This is a genomic window from Streptomyces sp. NPDC058646, from assembly GCF_042716875.1.
Classification (GTDB): Bacteria; Actinomycetota; Actinomycetes; order Streptomycetales; family Streptomycetaceae; genus Streptomyces.
In genome coordinates this window covers 1-18,631 of sequence record NZ_JBHXRK010000019.1, presented here as the reverse complement: position 1 = coordinate 18,631, position 18,631 = coordinate 1, and the positions used below count along the sequence as shown (strand labels likewise).

The following is an 18,631-nucleotide window of genomic DNA, read 5'->3' as shown; positions in this document are numbered from 1 at the left end:
CCCGCCGCCACCCTGGCCGCATCCGCCTCGGCCGGGCCCGGTTTCCTGTCCCCGACCGGCGTCGAGATCGCCTTCGTCCTCGTCGGCCTCGCCACCCTCGGCGCGGCCGTCGTCACGGTCACCACCAAGCAGCTGGTGCACGCCGCGCTCTGGCTGGTCGTCGCGCTCGGCGGCATCGCCGTCGAGTACCTGCTGCTGACCGCCGAGTTCATCGCCTGGGTCCAGGTCCTGATCTACCTCGGATCCGTGGTCGTCCTCCTCCTCTTCGGACTGATGCTCACCAAGGCCCCCATCGGCCGCTCCCCGGACGCCGACTCCGGCAACCGCTGGGTCGCGCTCGGCGTCGCCGTCACCGCCGCCGTCGCGCTCGTCTGGGTCGTCGTCGACGCCTTCCGCACCACCTGGATCGACCTCGACGGACCCGTCCAGGGCTCGACGAAGGTCTCGGGCGAGATCCTCTTCCAGCACTGGGTGCTGCCCTTCGAAGCCCTCTCCGTCCTCCTCCTGGCCGCCCTGATCGGCGCCATCGTGCTGTCCCGCAGGACCGGACCGGCCGACGCCGAAGCCGGCACCCCAGCGGCCACCGCCGCCGACGCCCGTGACAAGGGGCAGCGCTGATGCACCTCGCCTACCCCGCCGTGCTCGCGGCGCTCCTCTTCTGCACGGGCCTGTACGGAGTGCTCGCCCGCCGCAACGCCATCCTGGTCCTGATGTCCGTCGAGCTGATGCTCAACGCCGTCAACCTCAACCTGGTGGCCTTCGACGTCTGGCTGCGCGACACCCTCCACGCGGGCCAGGCCCTCACCCTCTTCACCATCGCCATCGCCGCCGCCGAGATCGGCATCGGCCTCGCGATCGTGCTGATGGTGTACCGCAACCGCGGCACCTCGGACGTCGACAGGCTCCGTGACACCGCCGAGGGCCACGAGCCCGCGTCCACCACGCCGACCAGCCCGAACGCGCAGAGCGAGGCCGCCGCGTGACCACCCCGACCCTCGCCGTGCTCGTCCCCCTCCTCCCCTTCCTGGGTGCGGTGGCCGGACTCCTCCTCGGCCGCAGCGCCCCCGGCTTCGTCCGGCCGCTCGCCGTGCTCCCGACCCTGGGCGCCGCCGTCCTGGCCGTGCTCGTCGCCGTCCGCCAAGGCGGCGGCCCGGCCATCGCCACCGCGACCGAGCTGACCCCGACCGGCTCCGTTCCCATCGAGCTCTCGCTCCAGCTGGACGGCTTCGCCGTGCTGGTCGCCGTCCTCGTCGGGATCGTCGCCACCTGCGTACAGCTGTACTCGACGGCGTACCTCCGCGAGGACCCCCGCTACCCCTCGTACGCCGCCCTGGTGTCCCTCTTCACCTCCGCCATGCTGCTCGTCGTCTACTCCGGCGACCTGATGGTGCTGCTGGTCGGCTGGGAGATCATGGGCATCTGCTCGTACTTCCTGGTCGGCCACTACTGGGAGACCGAAGCGGCCCGCTCCGCCTCCCTCAAGGCCTTCCTCGTCACCAAGCTCGGCGACGTCCCCTTCCTGATCGGCCTGTTCGCGCTCGCCGCCGACGCCGACTCCTTCCGCATCACGAAGATCCTGGACACGGTCGCCGCGGGCGGCCTCGACCACCCCACGCCGATCGCGCTGCTCCTGCTCGCCGGCGTCGCGGGCAAGTCCGCGCAGTTCCCGCTGCACACCTGGCTCCCGGACGCCATGGCGGGCCCCACCCCGGTCTCCGCGCTGATCCACGCCGCGACGATGGTCGCCGCCGGTGTCTACTTCATCGCCCGCCTCCTCCCGGTCTTCGCGGCCTCGCAGGCCGCGCTGGTCGTCATGGCCGTCATGGCGGCCGTCACGATGATCGGCTCGGGCCTCGCCGCCCTCGCCCAGGACGACATCAAACGCGTCCTCGCCTACTCCACGGTCGGCCAGCTCGGCTACATGACCGGAGCCCTGGCCGTCGGCGACCGCGGCGCGGCCGTCTTCCACCTCCTGTCCCACGGCGCCTTCAAGGCGCTCCTGTTCCTCGGCGCAGGCGTGATCATCCACGCCGCCGGGACGAACTCCCTGGCCGCCATGGCCCGCATGGACGGCCTGGCCAAGCGCATCCCCGACGCCTTCTGGACGATGACGGTCGCGCTCCTCGCGCTCGCCGCCTTCCCGCCCTTCGCCGGCTTCTTCTCCAAGGAAGCCGTCCTCGTCGCCGCCGAAGCCGCCGCCGCCGGACACGCCGAGCAGGCACCGGCCGCCGCCGGCTGGCTGGTACTGGTCGGCGGCCTGCTGACCGCCCTGCTCACCGCCGCCTACGCCACCCGGCTGTGGCTCATGGCCTTCCGCGGCCGGGGCGCCGCCGCCCCCGACCACGGCAAGGAACCCGTCGCCATGACCGGCGTCCTGTGGCTCCTGGCGATCCCCTCGCTCGCCTTCGGCGTCGCGGCGTGGCCGATCGCCGACTGGTTCGACGGCGGTCAGCTCGTCCCGACCCTGACGACCTCGCTCCTCGGCACCGGCGCCGCCCTCATCGGTGTCCTGCTGACCTACGGCCTGTGGCAGAACGCCGTCGCCAGGAGCGCCACCGGAGCCGGAACCGGCGCCGCAGTGCCCGTGGCGGCCGCCGCCGCGGAATCGGCCGCCGAGACCCCCGAGGTCGCCGAGGTCACCCACGACCACCCCGCCGTCCCCGCCGGCACCGCCCCCGACCCCGGCAAGGCACTCCTCGGCCCCCTGCACCGCCACGCAGCCGACGGCTTCCACCTCGACGCCGTCTACGACCGGCTCTTCGTCCGCCCCGTACGCGGCGCCGCGAGCCTGGTCCGCTTCCTCGACCGCGAGGTCGTGGACGCCTACGTCCGCGGCGCGGGCATCGCCCCCCGGCTGCTCGGCAGCCTCGTCCGCCGCGCCCAGACCGGCAACGTGCAGAGCTACCTGAGCGCCCTGCTCGCCGGCGCCGTGGTCCTGGCGATCGCCACCGCCGTCCTCGCCAACGTCAACGCCGGATCGTGAGCCGTGAGTCAGCCGTGATTGATATCAGCCCGTCCGTGATGCAGTTCCTTCTGGCGTTCCTCGTGGCCGCACCGCTCCTCGGCGCCGCCGCGGCCCTCCTGCCGCCCCCGCCCGGGCTCAGGGGCCGCAGCCCCGAACAGGCCGTGCTCCGCCACGGCGTGACCGTGACCGGCGTGATCCTCGCCGCGGCGATCGCCCTCACCCTCGGCTTCGACCACGACGCCCCGTCCCGCTTCCAGGCCACGACGGACATCAGCTGGATCCAGGCGCTGAACGTCCGGATCCACCTCGGCGTCGACGGCATCTCGCTCCCCCTCCTCCTGATGACCGCGCTGCTGTTCTTCCTCTGCGCGCTCTACAGCTACTTCAAGCTCCCCGAGGGCCCCTCCCCGAAGGCCTTCGTCGCGCTGCTCCTCGTACTCGAGTCCGGCACCCTCGCCACCTTCGCCGTCCTCGACCTGCTGCTCTTCTTCCTCGCCTTCGAGATGGTCCTCATCCCGATGTACTTCCTCATCGCCCGCTGGGGCGGTGCTCAGCGGCAGGCCGCCGCCTGGAAGTTCATCCTCTACACCCTCCTCGGCTCCGTCGTCATGCTGCTCGGCCTGCTCCTCATCGGACTGAACAGCGGCACCTTCGACATGGTGGCACTGGCCTCTGACAACGGCCGCGGACTGACCCGCACCACCCAGCTCCTGGCGGTCCTGGCCATCGGCATCGGCCTCGCCGTGAAGACCCCCATGTGGCCGCTGCACAGCTGGCTCCCGGACGCCCACACCGCCGCTCCCACCGTCGGATCCGTCCTGCTGGCCGGCGTCCTGCTCAAGATGGGCACGTACGGCTTCGTCCGCATCCTGCTCCCCGTCACCCCCGACGGCATGCACACCCTCGCCCCCTACCTCGGCGCGTTCGCGGCCGTCGGCATCGTCTACGGCTCCCTCGCCTGCCTCGCACTGGCCCGCAAGGGCAACAAGGGCGACCTCAAGCGCCTCATCGCGTACTCCTCCGTCGGCCACATGGGCTTCGTCCTGCTCGGCATCGCCTCCATGACCCCGACCGGCGTCAACGGCGCCCTGTTCGCCAACATCGCCCACGGCCTGATCACCGGCCTCCTCTTCTTCCTCGTCGGCGCCCTCAAGGACCGGTACGGCACCGCCGACCTCGACACCCTCGCCGGAGCCACCGGCGCCGCCCTCTACGGCCGCGCCCCCCGCCTCGGCGCACTCCTCGCCTTCGCCGCCGTCGCCTCGCTGGGCCTGCCCGGCCTGGCCGGCTTCTGGGGCGAGATGCTGGCCCTGTTCGGGGCCTTCGACCCGGCCGAGGGCTTGTCCCGTCCCGCGTTCCTCACCTACACGGCCATCGGCGCGTTCGGCACCCTGCTCACCGCCGCCTACCTCCTGATCGTCGTGCGGCGCGTCTGCATGGGCGACCCGAAGGCCGAGAGCGCCGCCCCCGGCGCCCTCGCGGACGTCCAGCGCTACGAGTTCGCGGCCTGGACCCCGCTCGCCGCCCTCACCGTCCTCGCCGGCCTGTGGCCCGCTGTCCTCCTCGGCCTCACCGACCCGGCCGTCCAGAAGCTCCTCGCAGGAGGCAACTCATGACGGCCCTGTCCACCACAGCCGCCACCGGACCGACCGCGAGCCTGGTCCAGTCCGTCGACTGGCTCGCCATCGCCCCCGTGGTCGTCACCGCCGCGGTCGCCCTGGCCGTCCTGGTGGCCGACCTGTTCGTGGCCGAGCGGCGCAAGCCCCTCCTCGGCTGGATCTCCGTGGCCGGGCTGGCCGTCGCGACCGCCTCCCTGCTGCCGCTGCGCGCGGGCGACCGCACCACCTTCTGCCTCACCGGCGACCCGGCCGCCTGCAGCTACACCGCCGACCACTTCGCGCTCGCCGTCCAGTTCCTGGTCCTCGGCGGCGCCCTGGTCACCGCACTGCTGTCGGTCACCGCCGTCCGCGACACCCGCCTGCCCGCCGGCGAGTACTGGTTCCTGCTGCTCTCCTCCGCCGCCGGCGCGGCCCTGCTGCCCGCCTCCCGCGACCTCGCGACCCTGATCGTCGCCCTCGAAGTGGCCTCGCTGCCCGCCTTCGCCCTCGTCGGCATGCGCCGCGGCGACCGGCTCTCCTCCGAGGCCGCCCTCAAGTTCTTCCTCTCCTCCGTCACCGCCACCGCCGTGTCGCTGATGGGCGTCAGCTTCGTCTACGCCGCCACCGGCTCCCTGCACCTCACCCAGGTCGCCGACCGGCTCGAAGACGTCCCCGGGCAGCTCGACACCCTCGCCATGGCCGGTGTCGCGCTCACCCTCGTCGGCTTCGCCTTCAAAACCGCGGCCGTGCCCTTCCACTTCTGGGTCCCCGACACCTACGTCGGCGCGCCCCTGCCCGTCGCCGGCTACCTCTCGGTGATCGGCAAGGCCGTCGGCTTCACCGGTCTGATCCTCGTCACCGTGATCGCCTTCCCGGCGTACTCCGACATCTGGGGCCCCGCCCTGGCCGTCCTCGCCGCCCTCACCATGACCCTGGGCAACGCCGCCGCGCTCCGCCAGTCCGCGGACCGCCCGAACAGCGCCGTACGGCTGCTCGCCTGGTCCTCGGTCGGCCAGGCCGGGTACCTGCTCGTCCCGATCGCCGCGGCCGCGTACGCCGACCGGGACCAGATCGGCTCCACCGTCGCCTACGCCCTCATGTACGCCGCCGTGAACCTCGGTGCCTTCGCCGTCGCCGCACTGGTCGCCCGGACGAAGCCGCTCCACCGGATCAGCGACTACCGCGGCCTGTACGCCGAGCGCCCCCTGGCCGCGCTCGCGCTGGCCTTCTTCCTGCTCTGCCTGGCCGGCCTGCCCCCGGGCATCATCGGCCTCTTCGCCAAGGTCACCGTCTTCCGCTCCGCGGTCGACGCGGGCCTGGGCTGGCTGGCCGTGGTCATGGCCGTCAACGTCGTCATCGCCCTCTACTACTACCTGCGCTGGACGGCCCTGCTCTTCCGGACCCCGGAGACGGCCGACGCCCCGGCCGGGACCCCCGCGCGAGCCCCCCGGCCGGTCACCGCCGCCATCGCGCTCACCGCGGCCGCGGCGCTCGTCCTCTCGGGCGCCCCGCAGCTGGTCCTGCGCTTCGCCACGGGCAGCCTCTTCCCGCTGTAGCCCGTACGCCGCGACCGCGGTAACCCGTACGGAGCAACGCCCACCGCCGCCCCACGGCCCCGGCCACGGGGGCGGCGGCCCCGGTGCGCCCTGGGAACCAGAAGCCTCCATCTGGCGTTGACCAGGAAGGGAGCGTCCACTGGACCGTAGACCCTCAGCTCTGCAGATCCTGGACGGGGTCCCCCTGCCGCACCACTAGGAGGGCGTACCGTGCACCGCCGGCACAACGGGCTCAAGACCGCCGTACTCCTCGGCGGGCTGTCCGCACTCATCATCGTCATCGGCAGCTTCTTCGGACGGACCGGCCTGGTCGTCGCCGTCCTCATCGCCCTCGGGACGAACGCGTACGCGTACTGGAACAGCGACAAGCTGGCTCTACGCGCGATGCGCGCCCGCCCCGTCAGCGAGTTCGAAGCCCCCGAGCTGTACCGCATGGTGCGCGAGCTCTCCACGTCCGCGCGTCAGCCCATGCCCCGGCTCTACATCTCGCCCACCGAAGCACCCAACGCCTTCGCCACCGGCCGCAACCCGCGCAATGCGGCCGTCTGCTGCACCGAAGGCATCCTGCGCATCCTCGACGAACGGGAGCTGCGCGGAGTCATCGGCCACGAGCTGAGCCACGTCTACAACCGGGACATCCTGATCTCGTCGGTCGCCGGAGCACTCGCCTCGGTGATCATGTTCCTGGTGAACTTCGCCTGGCTGATTCCTGTCGGCCGATCGAACGACGACGAGGGCCCCGGCCTCTTCGGGATGCTGCTCATCATGATCCTCGGGCCGCTGGCCGCTTCCGTCATCCAGCTCGCCATCAGCCGCTCCCGCGAGTACGAGGCGGACGCGTCCGGGGCCCAGCTCACCGGGGACCCGCTCGCCCTGGCCAGCGCCCTGCGCAAGCTGGACGCGGGCACCAAGCAGCTCCCGCTGCCCCCCGAACCCCGATTGGAGACCGCGAGCCACATGATGATCGCCAACCCTTTCCGTCCGGGTGAGGGCCTCTCCAGGATGTTCTCCACCCATCCCCCCATGGCCGAGCGCATCGCCCGGCTCGAACAGATGGCAGGCCGCCGGCAGTGAAGACCATCCTGAACCTCATCTGGCTCGTCCTCAGCGGCATCTGGCTGTTCCTGGGCTACTGCCTCGCGGGCGTGATCCTCTGCATCACCGTCATCGGCATCCCCTTCGGGATAGCCGCCTTCCGCATCGCCCTCTACGCCCTCTGGCCGTTCGGCTACACCACGGTGGAGCGGCACGACGCCGGAGCGGGCTCCTCCGTCGGGAACGTCCTGTGGCTGGTCCTGGCAGGCTGGTGGCTCGCCCTGGGCCACATCGTCACCGGCATCGCCCTCTGCATCACGATCATCGGCATCCCCTTCGGCATCGCCAACTTCAAGATGGTCCCGCTCTCCCTGCTCCCTCTGGGCCGCGAGATCGTCCCGACGGATGCGCCGTTCGCCTCGCGCTGACGGAGTTCCGCCCCTCCGGGGACGAGGACGGAGCCCGCTCCCGGCACCGCCGGGAGTGGGTTGTCCACAGGCCGAGCGCGATGTCGGCGGTCTCCGCCACCATGGGGTCATGAACCAGACCGAGCAGTTGCTGCAGCAAGTCGCCGGCCGTGTACGGACGTCCGCGAAGGCGTCCCGAAGGCCTCTGCCCGTGCCCGTACCCGTGCGCCTGCTCCTGCCCGTGCGTGTGCGCCTGCCCGCGCCCGTGCCCGCGCGCCCCGGCAGGACCGCCCGCGGCGAAGCCGGACCCGGCTCCGCCCCCGGGCGCGCCCCGCCGCCCCTGCCCGGATCCGCCGCCCATGCCGGATCCGGCGCACCGGGCCGGATTCACATCCCGGATCCGAACCGCGCCCACCCTGCCCGCACCCCGTAGGCCAGTGCTCCCACAGCCAGCACCGCCGCCCCCGTGGCCACCGACGCGACGGGCAGCGTGCAGGCCAGCACCACACAGCCGGACAGCCCGACCGCTGCCACGGCCCGACCCTTGACAGCTGAATCGAGAGTCCAGGCGGAAGCGTTCGCGATCGCGTAGTAGACGAGCACGCCGAAGGACGAGAAACCGATCGCACCCCGCAGATCGACGGTGGCCGCGAGCACCGCCACGACCGCACCCACGACCAGCTCCGCACGGTGCGGCACCTGCCGCCGGGGATGCACGGCGGCCAGCCCCCGGGGCAGATGGCCGTCCCGGGCCATCGCCAGCACGGTCCGCGAGACCCCGAGGACCAGGGCCAGCAGCGAACCCAGCGCGGCCAGTGCCGCGCCCACCCCGACGACCGGGGCCAGTCCGGGCCGTCCGGCCGCCCGGACCGCGTCGGCGAGCGGCGCCGCCGACCCCGCCAGCCCGTCGGCGCCGAGCACCGACAGAGCCGCCACCGTCACGGCCGCGTACACCAGCAGCGCGATCCCCAGGGCCAGCGGCACGGCCCGCGGGATGGTGCGTTCCGGGTCGCGGACCTCCTCGCCCAGGGTGGTGATCCGGGCGTACCCCGCGAAGGCGAAGAACAGCAGCCCGGCGCCCTGCAACAGCCCCCCGGCCGTCCAGTCCCCCCCGCCCAGCCGCCCGGCGCCGGCCGCGCCGGAGCCCAGGCACACCACCACCACGGCGGCCAGCACCGCCAGCACCGCCGCCACCACCAGCCGGGCGATCCGGGCCGACTTCTGCACCCCGCCGTAACTCGCGGCGGTCAGCGCCACCACCGCCGCGACGGCCACGGCGTGCTGCCGCCCCGGCCAGAGGTACACGCCGGCCGTCAGCGCCATCGCGGCGCAGGAGGCGGTCTTGCCGATCACGAAGCCCCAGCCGGCCAGATGGCCCCAGAACGGCCCCAGACGTTCGCGCCCGTACACGTACGTGCCGCCGGAGGACGGGTAGCGGGCCGCGAGCCGCGCCGAGGAGTGCGCATTGCAGTAGGCGACGAAGGCGGCCAGCGCGAGGGCCCCGAGGAGCGCACCGCCCGCCGCGCGCGCCGCAGGCGCCAGGGCGGCGAAGATCCCCGCCCCGACCATCGCGCCGAGTCCGACGACGACGGCGTCGGACACTCCCAGGGTGCGCTTCAGTCCGTGATCCACGGCTGGAGGGTAGCCGGGCTGGATGACGCCTTCCCGGCCGGGCAGCGGCGTTCGTATGCGCTCCCACCCCTCCAGGGCGGTGAGGCAGGCGTGGTCGAGATGGCGCAACCCGCTCAGGTCGAGCCACACCGGCCGGCCGTGCGGCAGCGCGTCCAGGGCGTCCAGCAGCTTGGGCAGCCGAAGGAAGCTGGCGTTCCCCACCATCCGGACGCACAGCTCCTCGCCCTCCCACACCTCCTCGACGTGCACGTGGGAGGTCTCCCACGCGGCCTTCGCGACGGCGAGCCCCAGCCCGACCAGCACGCCCTCGAAGAGACTGGTCACCACGATCGCGCCGGCCGTCGCCACCAGCACCCCCTGCCACGCGGTGATGGATGCCACCCAGCGTGCTGGGCGCACCCGCCCCCGCCCAAGTGCCCACCGAGGCCCGCACAGGCGCACGCGCCGCTCACGCCCCCGCACCCCGTACCTCCGCAACCGCCGCGGCCCGGCGGTCCGTGAGGACCGCCGGGCCGGCGTGGGAGCGGGTCGCGGACCTGGGTCAGCGGTAGTTCACGTACTGGATCGCGAAGTCCAGGTCCTTGCCCTTGAGGAGCGCCTGCACGGTCTGCAGGTCGTCACGGCTCTTGGAGCTGACGCGCAGCTCCTCGCCCTGGACCTGTGCCTTGACGCCCTTGGGGCCCTCGTCCCGGATGATCTTCGCGACCTTCTTGGCGTTCTCCTGGGAGATGCCCTCCTCGATCGTGGCGAAGATCTTGTACTCCTTGCCGGACAGCTGCGGCTCGCCGGCGTCGAGCGCCTTGAGCGAGATCCCGCGCTTGACCAGCTTGGTCTCGAAGACGTCGAGGACGGCCTTGACGCGCTCCTCGGAGTTCGCCTCCATCAGGATCTTCTCGCCGGACCAGGCGATCGTGGCGCCGGTGCCCTTGAAGTCGTAGCGCTGCGAAAGCTCCTTGGCGGCCTGGTTGAGGGCGTTGTCGACCTCCTGCCGCTCGACCTTCGAGACGATGTCGAAACTGGAGTCGGCCATGTGCTGTGGCTCCTTGAAGTCGGTGGTGACAGGCCCCGGAGGGCGCGGCCGGACGGGCCCGGACCGTTCCGCAAAGCCTAGCCACCACGCCCGCCGGAGGCGCTGATCAATCCGGTGGCGAAGCACCCCCGTGGATCGGGTATCGTTTACGTCGTTGCCGCAGAGCACCGCCGAAAGGCGGAAAACCGGCAGCATCCCATGGCGGTGTGCCCGAGTGGCCAATGGGAACGGACTGTAAATCCGTCGGCTCTGCCTACCCAGGTTCGAATCCTGGCGCCGCCACGCGAGTGAGGCCCCCGTTTACTGCGGAAACGCAGTGGACGGGGGTCCTCTTCGTATGTGCCCACGGAACGGCGCGTCGCCGCCGAGCCCTTCGGCCGTTCGACGGCCGCACCGCCCATGGCCCGCATCGTCGCAGTCCCCCGTTCGTTCACCGGACGTGAAGTGGACATCTGACACACGGGGAAAGGTCGGGGGGAGTCCTGCTCGCCCTCCTCGGCGCCGGAATTCCCGCCCTGGTCGGGGCAGCGCTCCACCCCGAGGTGGGGGAGCCGTACCGGGAGACCCGGCTCTATTTCGGCACCGAACGCCCGGACGGCCGGGGCGCCGTCGGCGAGGGCGAGTTCATGCGGTTCCTCGGCCGGGAGATCACCCCCGCCTTCCCCGAGGGGCTGACCGTCCACGACGGGTACGGCCAGTGGCGCGGCAAGGACGGGACGAGCATCCGGGAGACCTCGTACGAGGTGGTGCTCCTCTACCCCGAGAAGGACGCCGACGAGCGCAGCGCACGCATCGAGCGGATCCGGCAGACCTACGAGGACCACTACCAGCAGGATTCGGTCGGACGCTCCGACGACAAGGTGACCGCCGGGTTCTGACCCGGCCGACGGCCCGTCAATTGCCCGCCATGTCCTTGACGGCCACCGACACCGGAGTGGAACCGGAGACCAGCTCCAGGGTCAGGCCCGCCGTCGCCGGGGTCTCGACCAGCTCCGCCAGCACCGCAGCCACGTCGTCGCGCGGGACCGAACCGCGGCCCGTGCGGGCCTCCAGACGGACCGCTCCCGTACCGGCGTCGTCGATCAGGGATCCCGGGCGCAGCACCGTCCACTCCAGGCCCAGCCGGGTGCGCACGTGGTCGTCGGCCTCACCCTTGGCCCGCAGGTAGACGTCGAACACGTCATCACCCTCGTGCCGGGCGTCCGCACCCATCGAAGACACCATCAGAAAGCGCCGGACACGGGCCCGTTCGGCGGCATCGGCGAAGAGCACCGCCGCACCGCGGTCCACGGTGTCCTTGCGCCCGACGCCGCTGCCGGGCCCCGCACCGGCCGCGAAGACCGCCACGTCCGCGCCCTGCAGGATGCCCGCCACGTGCTCCACCGAAGCCGACTCCAGATCGCACAGCACCGGCTCGGCCCCCGCCTCCCTGAGGTCGTCGCCCTGCGTGTGGTCACGGATGATGCCCGCGACCTCGTACCCGCGCGCGGCGAGCAGTCGCTCCAGCCGCAGCGCGATCTGACCATGTCCACCTGCGATGACGATGCGCATGACCCGACCGTACGACGAGCCGGGCGCCGCCGCCCGCGAACGCACGCCGACCACTCAGGGTCCGGCCTCCGTACGGCCCTGCCGGGGCAGGTCCAGCGCCACCGCCACCGCCGAGTCGCAGTACTCGCGCACAGCACTCGTCCTGGCCACCACGCGCCCCCGGTGGATCACGATCCTGCTGTACGCCAGGGAGAGCACGCCCGCGATCCGGTCCCCCCGCACGGCGAGCAGCTCCGCCGGGAAACCGGCCTCCACCCGCACCTCCGGCAGGCCCATCGCCTCCCGGGCGGCGGCACTGACCGACGCGTACGCCTCACCCGGCCGGAGCCCGCCCTGGGAGGCCAGCAGGTACGCCGCTTCCAGCGGGTCGCCCCGGCCGACCGGGTTCCCCGCGTCCCGCAGCGCACCGCTCCCGGCGCAGACCCGCACCCCTGCGGTCCGCAGCAGCCGTACGGGCGCGGTCCGCAGGCCGCGCCGCTCCAGGGCCGCGCAGTCCCCCTGGGGCAGGCAGGTCACCCGTACGCCGGCGGCGGCGAGCTGATCGGCGGCCCGGGCGGCCACGTCCAGCGGGAGCCGCGACAGGCCGCCGCAGGGCCCGATGGTCACCCCCGGGCGCAGCCCGCCGGCCATCGCCGCGAGGCGGGCGAGGCGGCCCGGGTCGTCACCGTCCGTGTGCAGGTCCACGGGGCAGCCGTGCTCGGCGGCCAGGTCCAGGACGGCCTCCAGGAAGCCCGTCGGGTCGGGGTCCAGGTCGGGGCAGCCGCCGATCACGGAGGCGCCCATCTTGACCGCGTCCCGCAGCATGGCCAGCCCGTCCGCGCCCGCAACCCCGGTCAGCAGCCGGGGGACGGCCACCGCGGTGAGGTCGGTCAGCCCGCGCAGCGACCGGCGGGCCTGGAGCACGGCCTCCATCGGGCCGAGCCCGTGCACGTCCGCGATCCGGACGTGCGAACGGACGGCGGTGGCGCCGTGGCCCAGCTGGAGCAGGGCCGCCTCGGTGGCCCGGCGCTGGACCTCGTCGGGGGTGTACGAGACGGGCCCCTCCCCGTCCGCCGTCAGGGCGGTGTCCCCGTGGGCGTGCGGCTCGGCCGGGGCGGGGAGCAGCAGGTAGCCGCCGAGGTCCACCCGGGACAGGGCGGGGGAGGGGAGGCTGCCGGCGGTGCCCACGGCCTGGATCCGGCCGCCGCTGAGGCGGACGTCGACGGTCCGCCCGTCCGTCAGGCGCGCGCCGGCGAGCAGCAGGGTGGTGGCCTCGGCGGCTGCCGCGCTGCCGCTTCCGGCCCCGGCCCCGGCACCGGCTGCCGCGCTGCCGGTGCCGGAAGTGCGCGCCGGGCGACCGGAGGAGCCGTGCGTCCCGGGTACGTCGGCGGGTCCGTGGGTGCCGCCTTCGCCGTGGCCGCTACGAGGGGAGTGGGACGGCTGCTGCGGCTGGCTGTCGGACATCGCGCGCTCCTGCGGTGGCTCGGGCGGTTCCTGGGCCTGGCCGTGGCCCGCGGCCCAAGATCACGCAGCGTGCTCAGAGCCTAGGGCGCGGCGCACCCCGCTTCAGGGAAGAGCGCAATAGTCGTACCGGTGTGGTGCCCACGCGCCCGGCGCCGCAGGAGCGCCCCGCGAACGGCGCCGACGCCCCGCTGCTGCATCCCCGGGTGTGAGCCCGCACACAATCCGGGCGGAATCGGCACCGAAAGCCCTTGGCGGCCTGATCAAGAAAGCCGTACGAAGCCCCCCGGAGCCCAGCTCCCGCAAAGGATTTGGGCGATCGGCAGGCAACCGTGTAATGTCTTCATCGCTCGCCCCAATAGCTCAGTCGGTAGAGCGTCTCCATGGTAAGGAGAAGGTCTGCGGTTCGATTCCGCATTGGGGCTCTGGTGAGAGAGGTTCCCCACCTTCGGGTGGGGAGCTGATCACATCAAAGCGGCGTAGCTCAGTCGGTAGAGCAAGCGGCTCATAATCGCTGTGTCACCGGTTCAAGTCCGGTCGCCGCTACACACAGTAGCCGATTGCGGGGTCGGTCTCCCGGTCGGCTACTCTTGTATGCGTTCATCCGTCCCAATTTCCGTCAAGGAGCACTCACGTGGCTGCCACCGACGTCCGCCCGAAGATCACGCTGGCCTGCGTGGAGTGCAAGGAGCGGAACTACATCACCAAGAAGAACCGGCGTAACGACCCGGACCGTCTTGAGATGAAGAAGCACTGCCCGCGTTGCAACTCGCACACCGCGCACCGCGAGACCCGCTGACCCCAGCGAAGTCCCGTATACAGGCACCGTCATGAGGTCGTCCCCTTCATTGGGGGGCGGCCTTGTGTCGTTTCTGTCACCAGCCCCGTGAGGGGCCCCAGGTTGCGCAGATGCCATTGCTTCCGGCTTCGCGTCTGCCGCTGTACCTGACTTTGTGTCTTTCAAGTCCCTTCACCAGGAGGTAGTGAGTCATGGCGCTCGACCAGTCCTTCGTGGGGCGGAGCTACCCGCCCACCGATCCGTACGAGGTCGGCCGGGAGAAGATCCGCGAATTCGCGGTTGCGGTGGGTGACGCGAATCCCGTCTACACCGACCCCGAGGCCGCCAAGGCGTTCGGCCACCTGGATGTGATCGCCCCGCCGACTTTTGTGTTCGCCATCACTTTCGCGGCAGCCGGCCAGGTGGTCGCCGATCCGCAGCTGGGGCTGGACTACAGCCGTGTGGTGCACGGCGACCAGAAATTCGCGTACACCCGGCCGGTGCGCGCCGGTGACCGGCTCACCGTGACCTCCACCATCGAGGCCGTGAAGTCGATGGCGGGCAACGACATCATCGACATCCGCGGCGAGGTCCACGACGAGACCGGCGAGCACGTGGTGACGGCGTGGACGAAGCTCGTCTCCCGCGCCCCCGAGGAGGCCTGACATGGCAGCGCAGATCAAGTACGCCGACGTCGAGGTCGGCACCGAGCTCCCGGCGGCGTCCTTCCCCGTGACGCGCGCCACGCTGGTGCAGTACGCCGGAGCGTCGGGTGACTTCAACCCGATCCACTGGAACGAGAAGTTCGCCAAGGAGGTGGGCCTGCCGGACGTCATCGCGCACGGCATGTTCACCATGGCCGAGGCGATCCGCGTGGTCACCGACTGGGTCGGAGACCCGGGCGCGGTGGTCGAGTACGGGGTGCGCTTCACGAAGCCCGTCGTGGTCCCCAACGACGACCGAGGCGGCCTGATCGAGGTCACCGCCAAGGTCGCGGCCAAGCTGGACGACAACCGCGTACGGGTGGACCTGACGGCCATGAGCGCGGGCCAGAAGGTCCTGGGCATGTCCCGCGCGGTGGTCGTGCTGGGCTGAGGGGGCTGTTACCCCTTCTCGGGATCAGGGAGGGTTTGGGGGTTTCCCGCCAGTCCTATCGTCTCTCCGTGGCGGGGCGGGCCCTCAAGGGCGCTCCTTCGTCGCGTCGCTTCGCGATGGCCTTCGGCCCCCCTTGACCGCCCGCCCCGCCACGGAAAGACAGGACCGACGGGAACCCCCCAAAAAGACGCTCACCGGGGACCGATGCCCATGCGGGGCGGTCAGCGTTGCAGGGCCTGGCCTCCAGGGCCCTTGCCGGAGCCAGACCTCGACCAGATCATCGGCAGGAGCGGGGAGCGCATCCACTCCCCGCACACCCTTCTCGTTTCGGCGCCTGTGACCCGTCTGGGTCTGGGCACAGGCCGCCACCGGTCCGGTGGGCACGGCACGTTGCTTGGCGTCTGCGGTCCGTCCGGGGTTGGACAGTGAGCCGCCACCATGTGGGGAGACACTGCATGCCTCTCGGCGCCTGCGACCCCTGTGGAGGGGGAGACCGGCGGCCGCCGCCCCTGCTCCGGTGGGCGCCGGCGGTCGTCTCGGAACCCACCGGCCCCCTGCGGCAGTCATAGCGGGACCGTCCCCGCGCTGTGGATCACCCCGGCCCCGGCTCCCGCAAGGCCGCCGCGTACATGGAGGAGTCGGCCTGCACCTTCTGGACCGTGCCCGCGGCCGAGGTCCCGGGCGGCTGGGGCGAGGCCGAGCGCCGTCGCGCCGAGCAGGGGACGGCCTACCGGACGGACGGCTCAGCGGCCCGCCGTACGGGGCTGCCGCGTCGCGGTCCGTGGCCCCGCAGGGATGCGAGGGGTACGGACCGTACTCTTGTCCACGTGCAGGAACTCCACGACGCCCCCCTCGCCCCGCTGACCACCTTCCGCCTCGGTGGGCCCGCAGCCCGTCTGGTCACCGCGACCACCGACGCCGAGGTGATCGCCGCCGTCCGTGCCGCGGACGACAGCGGCACCCCGCTCCTGGTCATCGGCGGCGGCAGCAACCTGGTCATCGGCGACAAGGGGTTCGACGGCACCGCCCTGCGCATCGCGACCACCGGCTTCACCCTCGACGGCACCGCGCTGGAACTCGCCGCCGGCGAGAACTGGAGCGACGCCGTCGCCCGCACCGTCGAGGCCGGCCTCGCCGGGATCGAATGCCTCGCCGGGATCCCCGGATCCGCCGGTGCGACCCCGATCCAGAACGTCGGGGCGTACGGCCAGGAGGTCTGCGACACCATCACCGAGGTCGTCGCCTACGACCGCACCCGCCGCGAGACGGTCACCCTGACCGCCGCCGAGTGCGACTTCCGGTACCGCAACAGCACCTTCAAGGACCAGCCCGAGCGGTACGTCGTCCTGCGCGTGCGCTTCGCCCTGGAGGACGCGGGCGGCCTCTCCGCGCCGGTCAAGTACCCCGAGACCGCCCGCGCCCTCGGCGTCGTGGCCGGAGACCGGGTCCCGGCCGCCACCGCCCGCGAGACCGTGCTGCGCCTGCGCGCGACCAAGGGCATGGTGCTCGACCCCGCCGACCACGACACCTGGTCGGCCGGCTCCTTCTTCCACAACCCGATCCTGAGCGACGAGGCCTACGCCGCCTTCCTCGCCCGCGTCCAGGACCGCCTCGGCCCCGAAACCGCCCCGCCCGCCTACCCCGCGGGCGACGGCCGTACGAAGACCAGCGCGGCCTGGCTGATCGACAAGGCCGGCTTCACCAAGGGCTACGGCGCCGGCCCCGCCCGCATCTCCACCAAGCACACCCTCGCCCTCACCAACCGCGGCGAGGCCACCACGGAGGACCTCCTCGCCCTGGCCCGCGAGGTCGTCGCGGGCGTCCACGCGGCCTTCGGCGTCACCCTGGTCAACGAACCGGTGACGGTCGGCGTCAGCATCTGAGGAGTCCCGGCCGCCCATGCTCTGTCCCCTGCACGGGGCCGGTACGGACCCCACCCGCCTCGTGGGGCGCACGCTCAGCAGAGTCGTCGCGTCCTGGCACATCAGCGAGGGCGAGCGGTCCGAGGCCCCCCTCGACGTCTGGCTGATCGACAGCATCGGCGACTCCATCCGCATCACCACGGGGTCCGACCAGTGCCTCATCGTGGAGTCCGCCGCGCCGCACGAGCCGTACGACCTGGGGGAATGGGGCCGCATCGAGGTCGGTGAGGACCTCGGCGACCACCCGTTCCTGCGCCACCTCGGCGAGACCATCGCCTCCGTGGCCGAGTACGCGCTGCCCGAACAGGGCCGCACCCACCTGGAGATCGGCTTCCCCGACGGCGGACGGGTCCGCGCCGACTGCTACGAGGGCGACCTCAGGCTCACGCGCTGACGCTCACCCGGTGAGCCAGTGGTCGATCCCGGTCAGCAGCTTGGCCTGCACGTCCTCGGGCGCCGCCGACCCGCGCACCGACTGCCGGGCCAGTTCGGCCAGCTCCGGGTCCGTGAAGCCGTGGTGGGTGCGGGCGATCTCGTACTGGGCCGCCAGCCGGGACCCGAACAGCAGCGGGTCGTCCGCGCCCAGCGCCATCGGCACGCCGGCCTCGAAGAGCGTGCGCAGCGGCACGTCCTCGGGCCGCTCGTACACCCCGAGGGCCACGTTCGAGGCCGGGCAGACCTCGCAGGTGATCTGCCGGTCGGCGAGCCGCTTCAGCAGCCGGGGGTCCTCGGCGGCGCGTACGCCGTGCCCGATGCGGGCGGCGTCCAGATCGTCGAGGCAGTCACGGACCGAGGCCGGGCCGGCCAGCTCGCCGCCGTGCGGGGCCGCGAGGAGACCGCCCTCGCGGGCGATGGCGAAGGCCCGGTCGAAGTCGCGGGCCAAGCCGCGGCGTTCGTCGTTGGAGAGCCCGAAGCCGACGACGCCCCGGTCGGCGTAGCGCACGGCGAGGCGGGCCAGGGTGCGGGCGTCCAGCGGATGCTTCATGCGGTTCGCGGCGATCAGGACCCGTATCCCGAGACCGGTCTCCCGGGAGGCACTGTCCACGGCGTCCAGGATGATCTCCACGGCCGGGATCATCCCGCCGAGCAGGGGGGCGTAGGAGGTGGGATCCACCTGGATCTCCAGCCAGCCGCTGCCGTCCCGTACGTCCTCCTCCGCGGCCTCCCGGACGAGCCGCCGGATGTCGTCCGGCTCGCGCAGACAGGAGCGGGCGGCGTCGTAGAGCCGCTGGAAGCGGAACCAGCCGCGTTCGTCGGTGGCCCGCAGCTTGGGGGGCTCGCCGGCGGTCAGTGCGTCGGGCAGCCGGACGCCGTACTTGTCGGCGAGTTCCAGCAGCGTCGACGGTCGCATCGACCCCGTGAAGTGCAGGTGGAGGTGGGCTTTCGGCAGAAGCGTGAGATCGCGTACGTGCTCCATCTGGTGATCCTGCCGTACGGCTGCGCTCGGCGGGAGGGGGTTTTACCGATCGGGGGCTTGCCCGAACGCGCGAGCGGGCCCGCGGGGCTCCCCGCGGGCGGGCCGGACATGACTGAGCGGGGGGGCGGGGCGGGGGGCGCCCCCGCCCACGCGCCGGGGGGGGGGTGGGCGGGGGAGGGGGCCGCGGGGTGTGGAGCGGGGGCAG

At 72.4% G+C, this 18,631-nt stretch carries 18 protein-coding genes and 3 tRNA genes; 16 read left to right on the top strand and 5 right to left on the bottom strand.

Features of this window, described 5'->3' with window-relative positions; genetic code table 11:
• Positions 1 to 12: 12 nt before the first annotated feature.
• From ACFWUZ_RS22920 to ACFWUZ_RS22890, 7 genes are all read left to right on the top strand, one after another.
• Complete coding sequence (locus ACFWUZ_RS22920; protein WP_384376183.1) at positions 13 to 618, top strand: NADH-quinone oxidoreductase subunit J; 606 nt, start codon at positions 13 to 15, stop codon at positions 616 to 618.
• Positions 618 to 983 carry an NADH-quinone oxidoreductase subunit NuoK gene (gene nuoK / locus ACFWUZ_RS22915; protein ID WP_384375811.1) on the top strand — a complete coding sequence of 122 codons (366 nt, stop codon included), beginning with the start codon at positions 618 to 620 and terminating at the stop codon, positions 981 to 983. Before ACFWUZ_RS22920 ends, nuoK begins: the two co-directional genes overlap by 1 nt.
• A complete protein-coding gene (locus ACFWUZ_RS22910; protein WP_384375808.1) occupies positions 980 to 2,983 on the top strand; it encodes an NADH-quinone oxidoreductase subunit L in 2,004 nt (667 codons plus the stop codon). Before nuoK ends, ACFWUZ_RS22910 begins: the two co-directional genes overlap by 4 nt.
• 38 nt (positions 2,984 to 3,021) lie before the next feature.
• Positions 3,022 to 4,581 carry a NuoM family protein gene (locus ACFWUZ_RS22905; RefSeq protein WP_384376180.1) on the top strand — a complete coding sequence of 520 codons (1,560 nt, stop codon included), beginning with the start codon at positions 3,022 to 3,024 and terminating at the stop codon, positions 4,579 to 4,581.
• Positions 4,578 to 6,119, top strand: a complete 1,542-nt coding sequence (locus ACFWUZ_RS22900) for an NADH-quinone oxidoreductase subunit N (protein ID WP_384375805.1) — start codon at positions 4,578 to 4,580, stop codon at positions 6,117 to 6,119. Before ACFWUZ_RS22905 ends, ACFWUZ_RS22900 begins: the two co-directional genes overlap by 4 nt.
• Positions 6,120 to 6,329: 210 nt before the next feature.
• Positions 6,330 to 7,193, top strand: a complete 864-nt coding sequence (gene htpX, locus ACFWUZ_RS22895; protein WP_384375802.1) for a zinc metalloprotease HtpX — start codon at positions 6,330 to 6,332, stop codon at positions 7,191 to 7,193.
• Complete coding sequence (locus ACFWUZ_RS22890) at positions 7,190 to 7,582, top strand: YccF domain-containing protein (protein WP_384375799.1); 393 nt, start codon at positions 7,190 to 7,192, stop codon at positions 7,580 to 7,582. The genes htpX and ACFWUZ_RS22890 overlap by 4 nt, the downstream gene beginning before the upstream one ends.
• Before the next feature lie 366 nt (positions 7,583 to 7,948).
• On the opposite strand, the gene ACFWUZ_RS22885 is transcribed toward ACFWUZ_RS22890, so the two are convergent.
• Complete coding sequence (locus ACFWUZ_RS22885; protein WP_384376177.1) at positions 7,949 to 9,193, bottom strand: APC family permease; 1,245 nt, start codon at positions 9,191 to 9,193, stop codon at positions 7,949 to 7,951.
• 541 nt (positions 9,194 to 9,734) lie between these two features.
• Entirely contained in the window at positions 9,735 to 10,223 is a 489-nt protein-coding gene (locus ACFWUZ_RS22880) for a YajQ family cyclic di-GMP-binding protein (protein ID WP_384375796.1), read from the bottom strand.
• 200 nt (positions 10,224 to 10,423) lie between these two features.
• Here ACFWUZ_RS22880 and ACFWUZ_RS22875 point away from each other — a divergent pair.
• Together ACFWUZ_RS22875 and ACFWUZ_RS22870 are read left to right on the top strand one after the other, a co-directional pair.
• A tRNA-Tyr gene (locus tag ACFWUZ_RS22875) sits at positions 10,424 to 10,505 on the top strand.
• Positions 10,506 to 10,765: 260 nt separating this feature from the next.
• Positions 10,766 to 11,101 (top strand): DUF3574 domain-containing protein, encoded by a 336-nt coding sequence (locus tag ACFWUZ_RS22870; RefSeq protein WP_384375793.1) that lies wholly within the window; start codon positions 10,766 to 10,768, stop codon positions 11,099 to 11,101.
• Positions 11,102 to 11,117: 16 nt separating this feature from the next.
• On the opposite strand, the gene ACFWUZ_RS22865 is transcribed toward ACFWUZ_RS22870, so the two are convergent.
• The gene (locus tag ACFWUZ_RS22865; protein WP_384375790.1) at positions 11,118 to 11,774 is read right to left on the bottom strand and encodes an SDR family oxidoreductase; all 657 of its coding nucleotides are present in this window, start codon (positions 11,772 to 11,774) and stop codon (positions 11,118 to 11,120) included.
• 54 nt (positions 11,775 to 11,828) lie between these two features.
• Entirely contained in the window at positions 11,829 to 13,217 is a 1,389-nt protein-coding gene (locus ACFWUZ_RS22860) for an amidohydrolase family protein (RefSeq protein ID WP_384375787.1), read from the bottom strand.
• Positions 13,218 to 13,566: 349 nt separating this feature from the next.
• Between ACFWUZ_RS22860 and ACFWUZ_RS22855 the strand changes: the two genes are divergently transcribed.
• The 7 genes from ACFWUZ_RS22855 to ACFWUZ_RS22825 all read left to right on the top strand — a co-directional run bounded on the left by ACFWUZ_RS22855 (position 13,567) and on the right by ACFWUZ_RS22825 (position 17,403).
• Positions 13,567 to 13,639 (top strand) — tRNA-Thr (locus ACFWUZ_RS22855).
• 48 nt (positions 13,640 to 13,687) lie between these two features.
• Positions 13,688 to 13,760, top strand: a tRNA-Met gene (locus tag ACFWUZ_RS22850).
• Positions 13,761 to 13,848: 88 nt separating this feature from the next.
• Positions 13,849 to 14,013, top strand: coding sequence for a 50S ribosomal protein L33 (gene rpmG, locus ACFWUZ_RS22845; RefSeq protein WP_006604855.1), 165 nt, complete (start codon positions 13,849 to 13,851; stop codon positions 14,011 to 14,013).
• 191 nt (positions 14,014 to 14,204) lie between these two features.
• On the top strand, positions 14,205 to 14,657 hold the full coding sequence (locus ACFWUZ_RS22840) for a MaoC family dehydratase N-terminal domain-containing protein (protein ID WP_384375784.1): 453 nt from the start codon (positions 14,205 to 14,207) through the stop codon (positions 14,655 to 14,657).
• A gap of 1 nt (position 14,658) precedes the next feature.
• Positions 14,659 to 15,087, top strand: coding sequence for a MaoC family dehydratase (locus ACFWUZ_RS22835; protein ID WP_384375781.1), 429 nt, complete (start codon positions 14,659 to 14,661; stop codon positions 15,085 to 15,087).
• A gap of 587 nt (positions 15,088 to 15,674) precedes the next feature.
• Complete coding sequence (locus ACFWUZ_RS22830; protein ID WP_384375778.1) at positions 15,675 to 16,970, top strand: UDP-N-acetylmuramate dehydrogenase; 1,296 nt, start codon at positions 15,675 to 15,677, stop codon at positions 16,968 to 16,970.
• A gap of 16 nt (positions 16,971 to 16,986) precedes the next feature.
• On the top strand, positions 16,987 to 17,403 hold the full coding sequence (locus ACFWUZ_RS22825) for a hypothetical protein (RefSeq protein WP_384375775.1): 417 nt from the start codon (positions 16,987 to 16,989) through the stop codon (positions 17,401 to 17,403).
• Between the two features lie 3 nt (positions 17,404 to 17,406).
• Here ACFWUZ_RS22825 and ACFWUZ_RS22820 read toward each other — a convergent pair whose 3' ends face one another.
• The gene (locus ACFWUZ_RS22820; RefSeq protein ID WP_384375772.1) at positions 17,407 to 18,426 is read right to left on the bottom strand and encodes an adenosine deaminase; all 1,020 of its coding nucleotides are present in this window, start codon (positions 18,424 to 18,426) and stop codon (positions 17,407 to 17,409) included.
• Between the last annotated feature and the right edge of the window lie 205 nt (positions 18,427 to 18,631).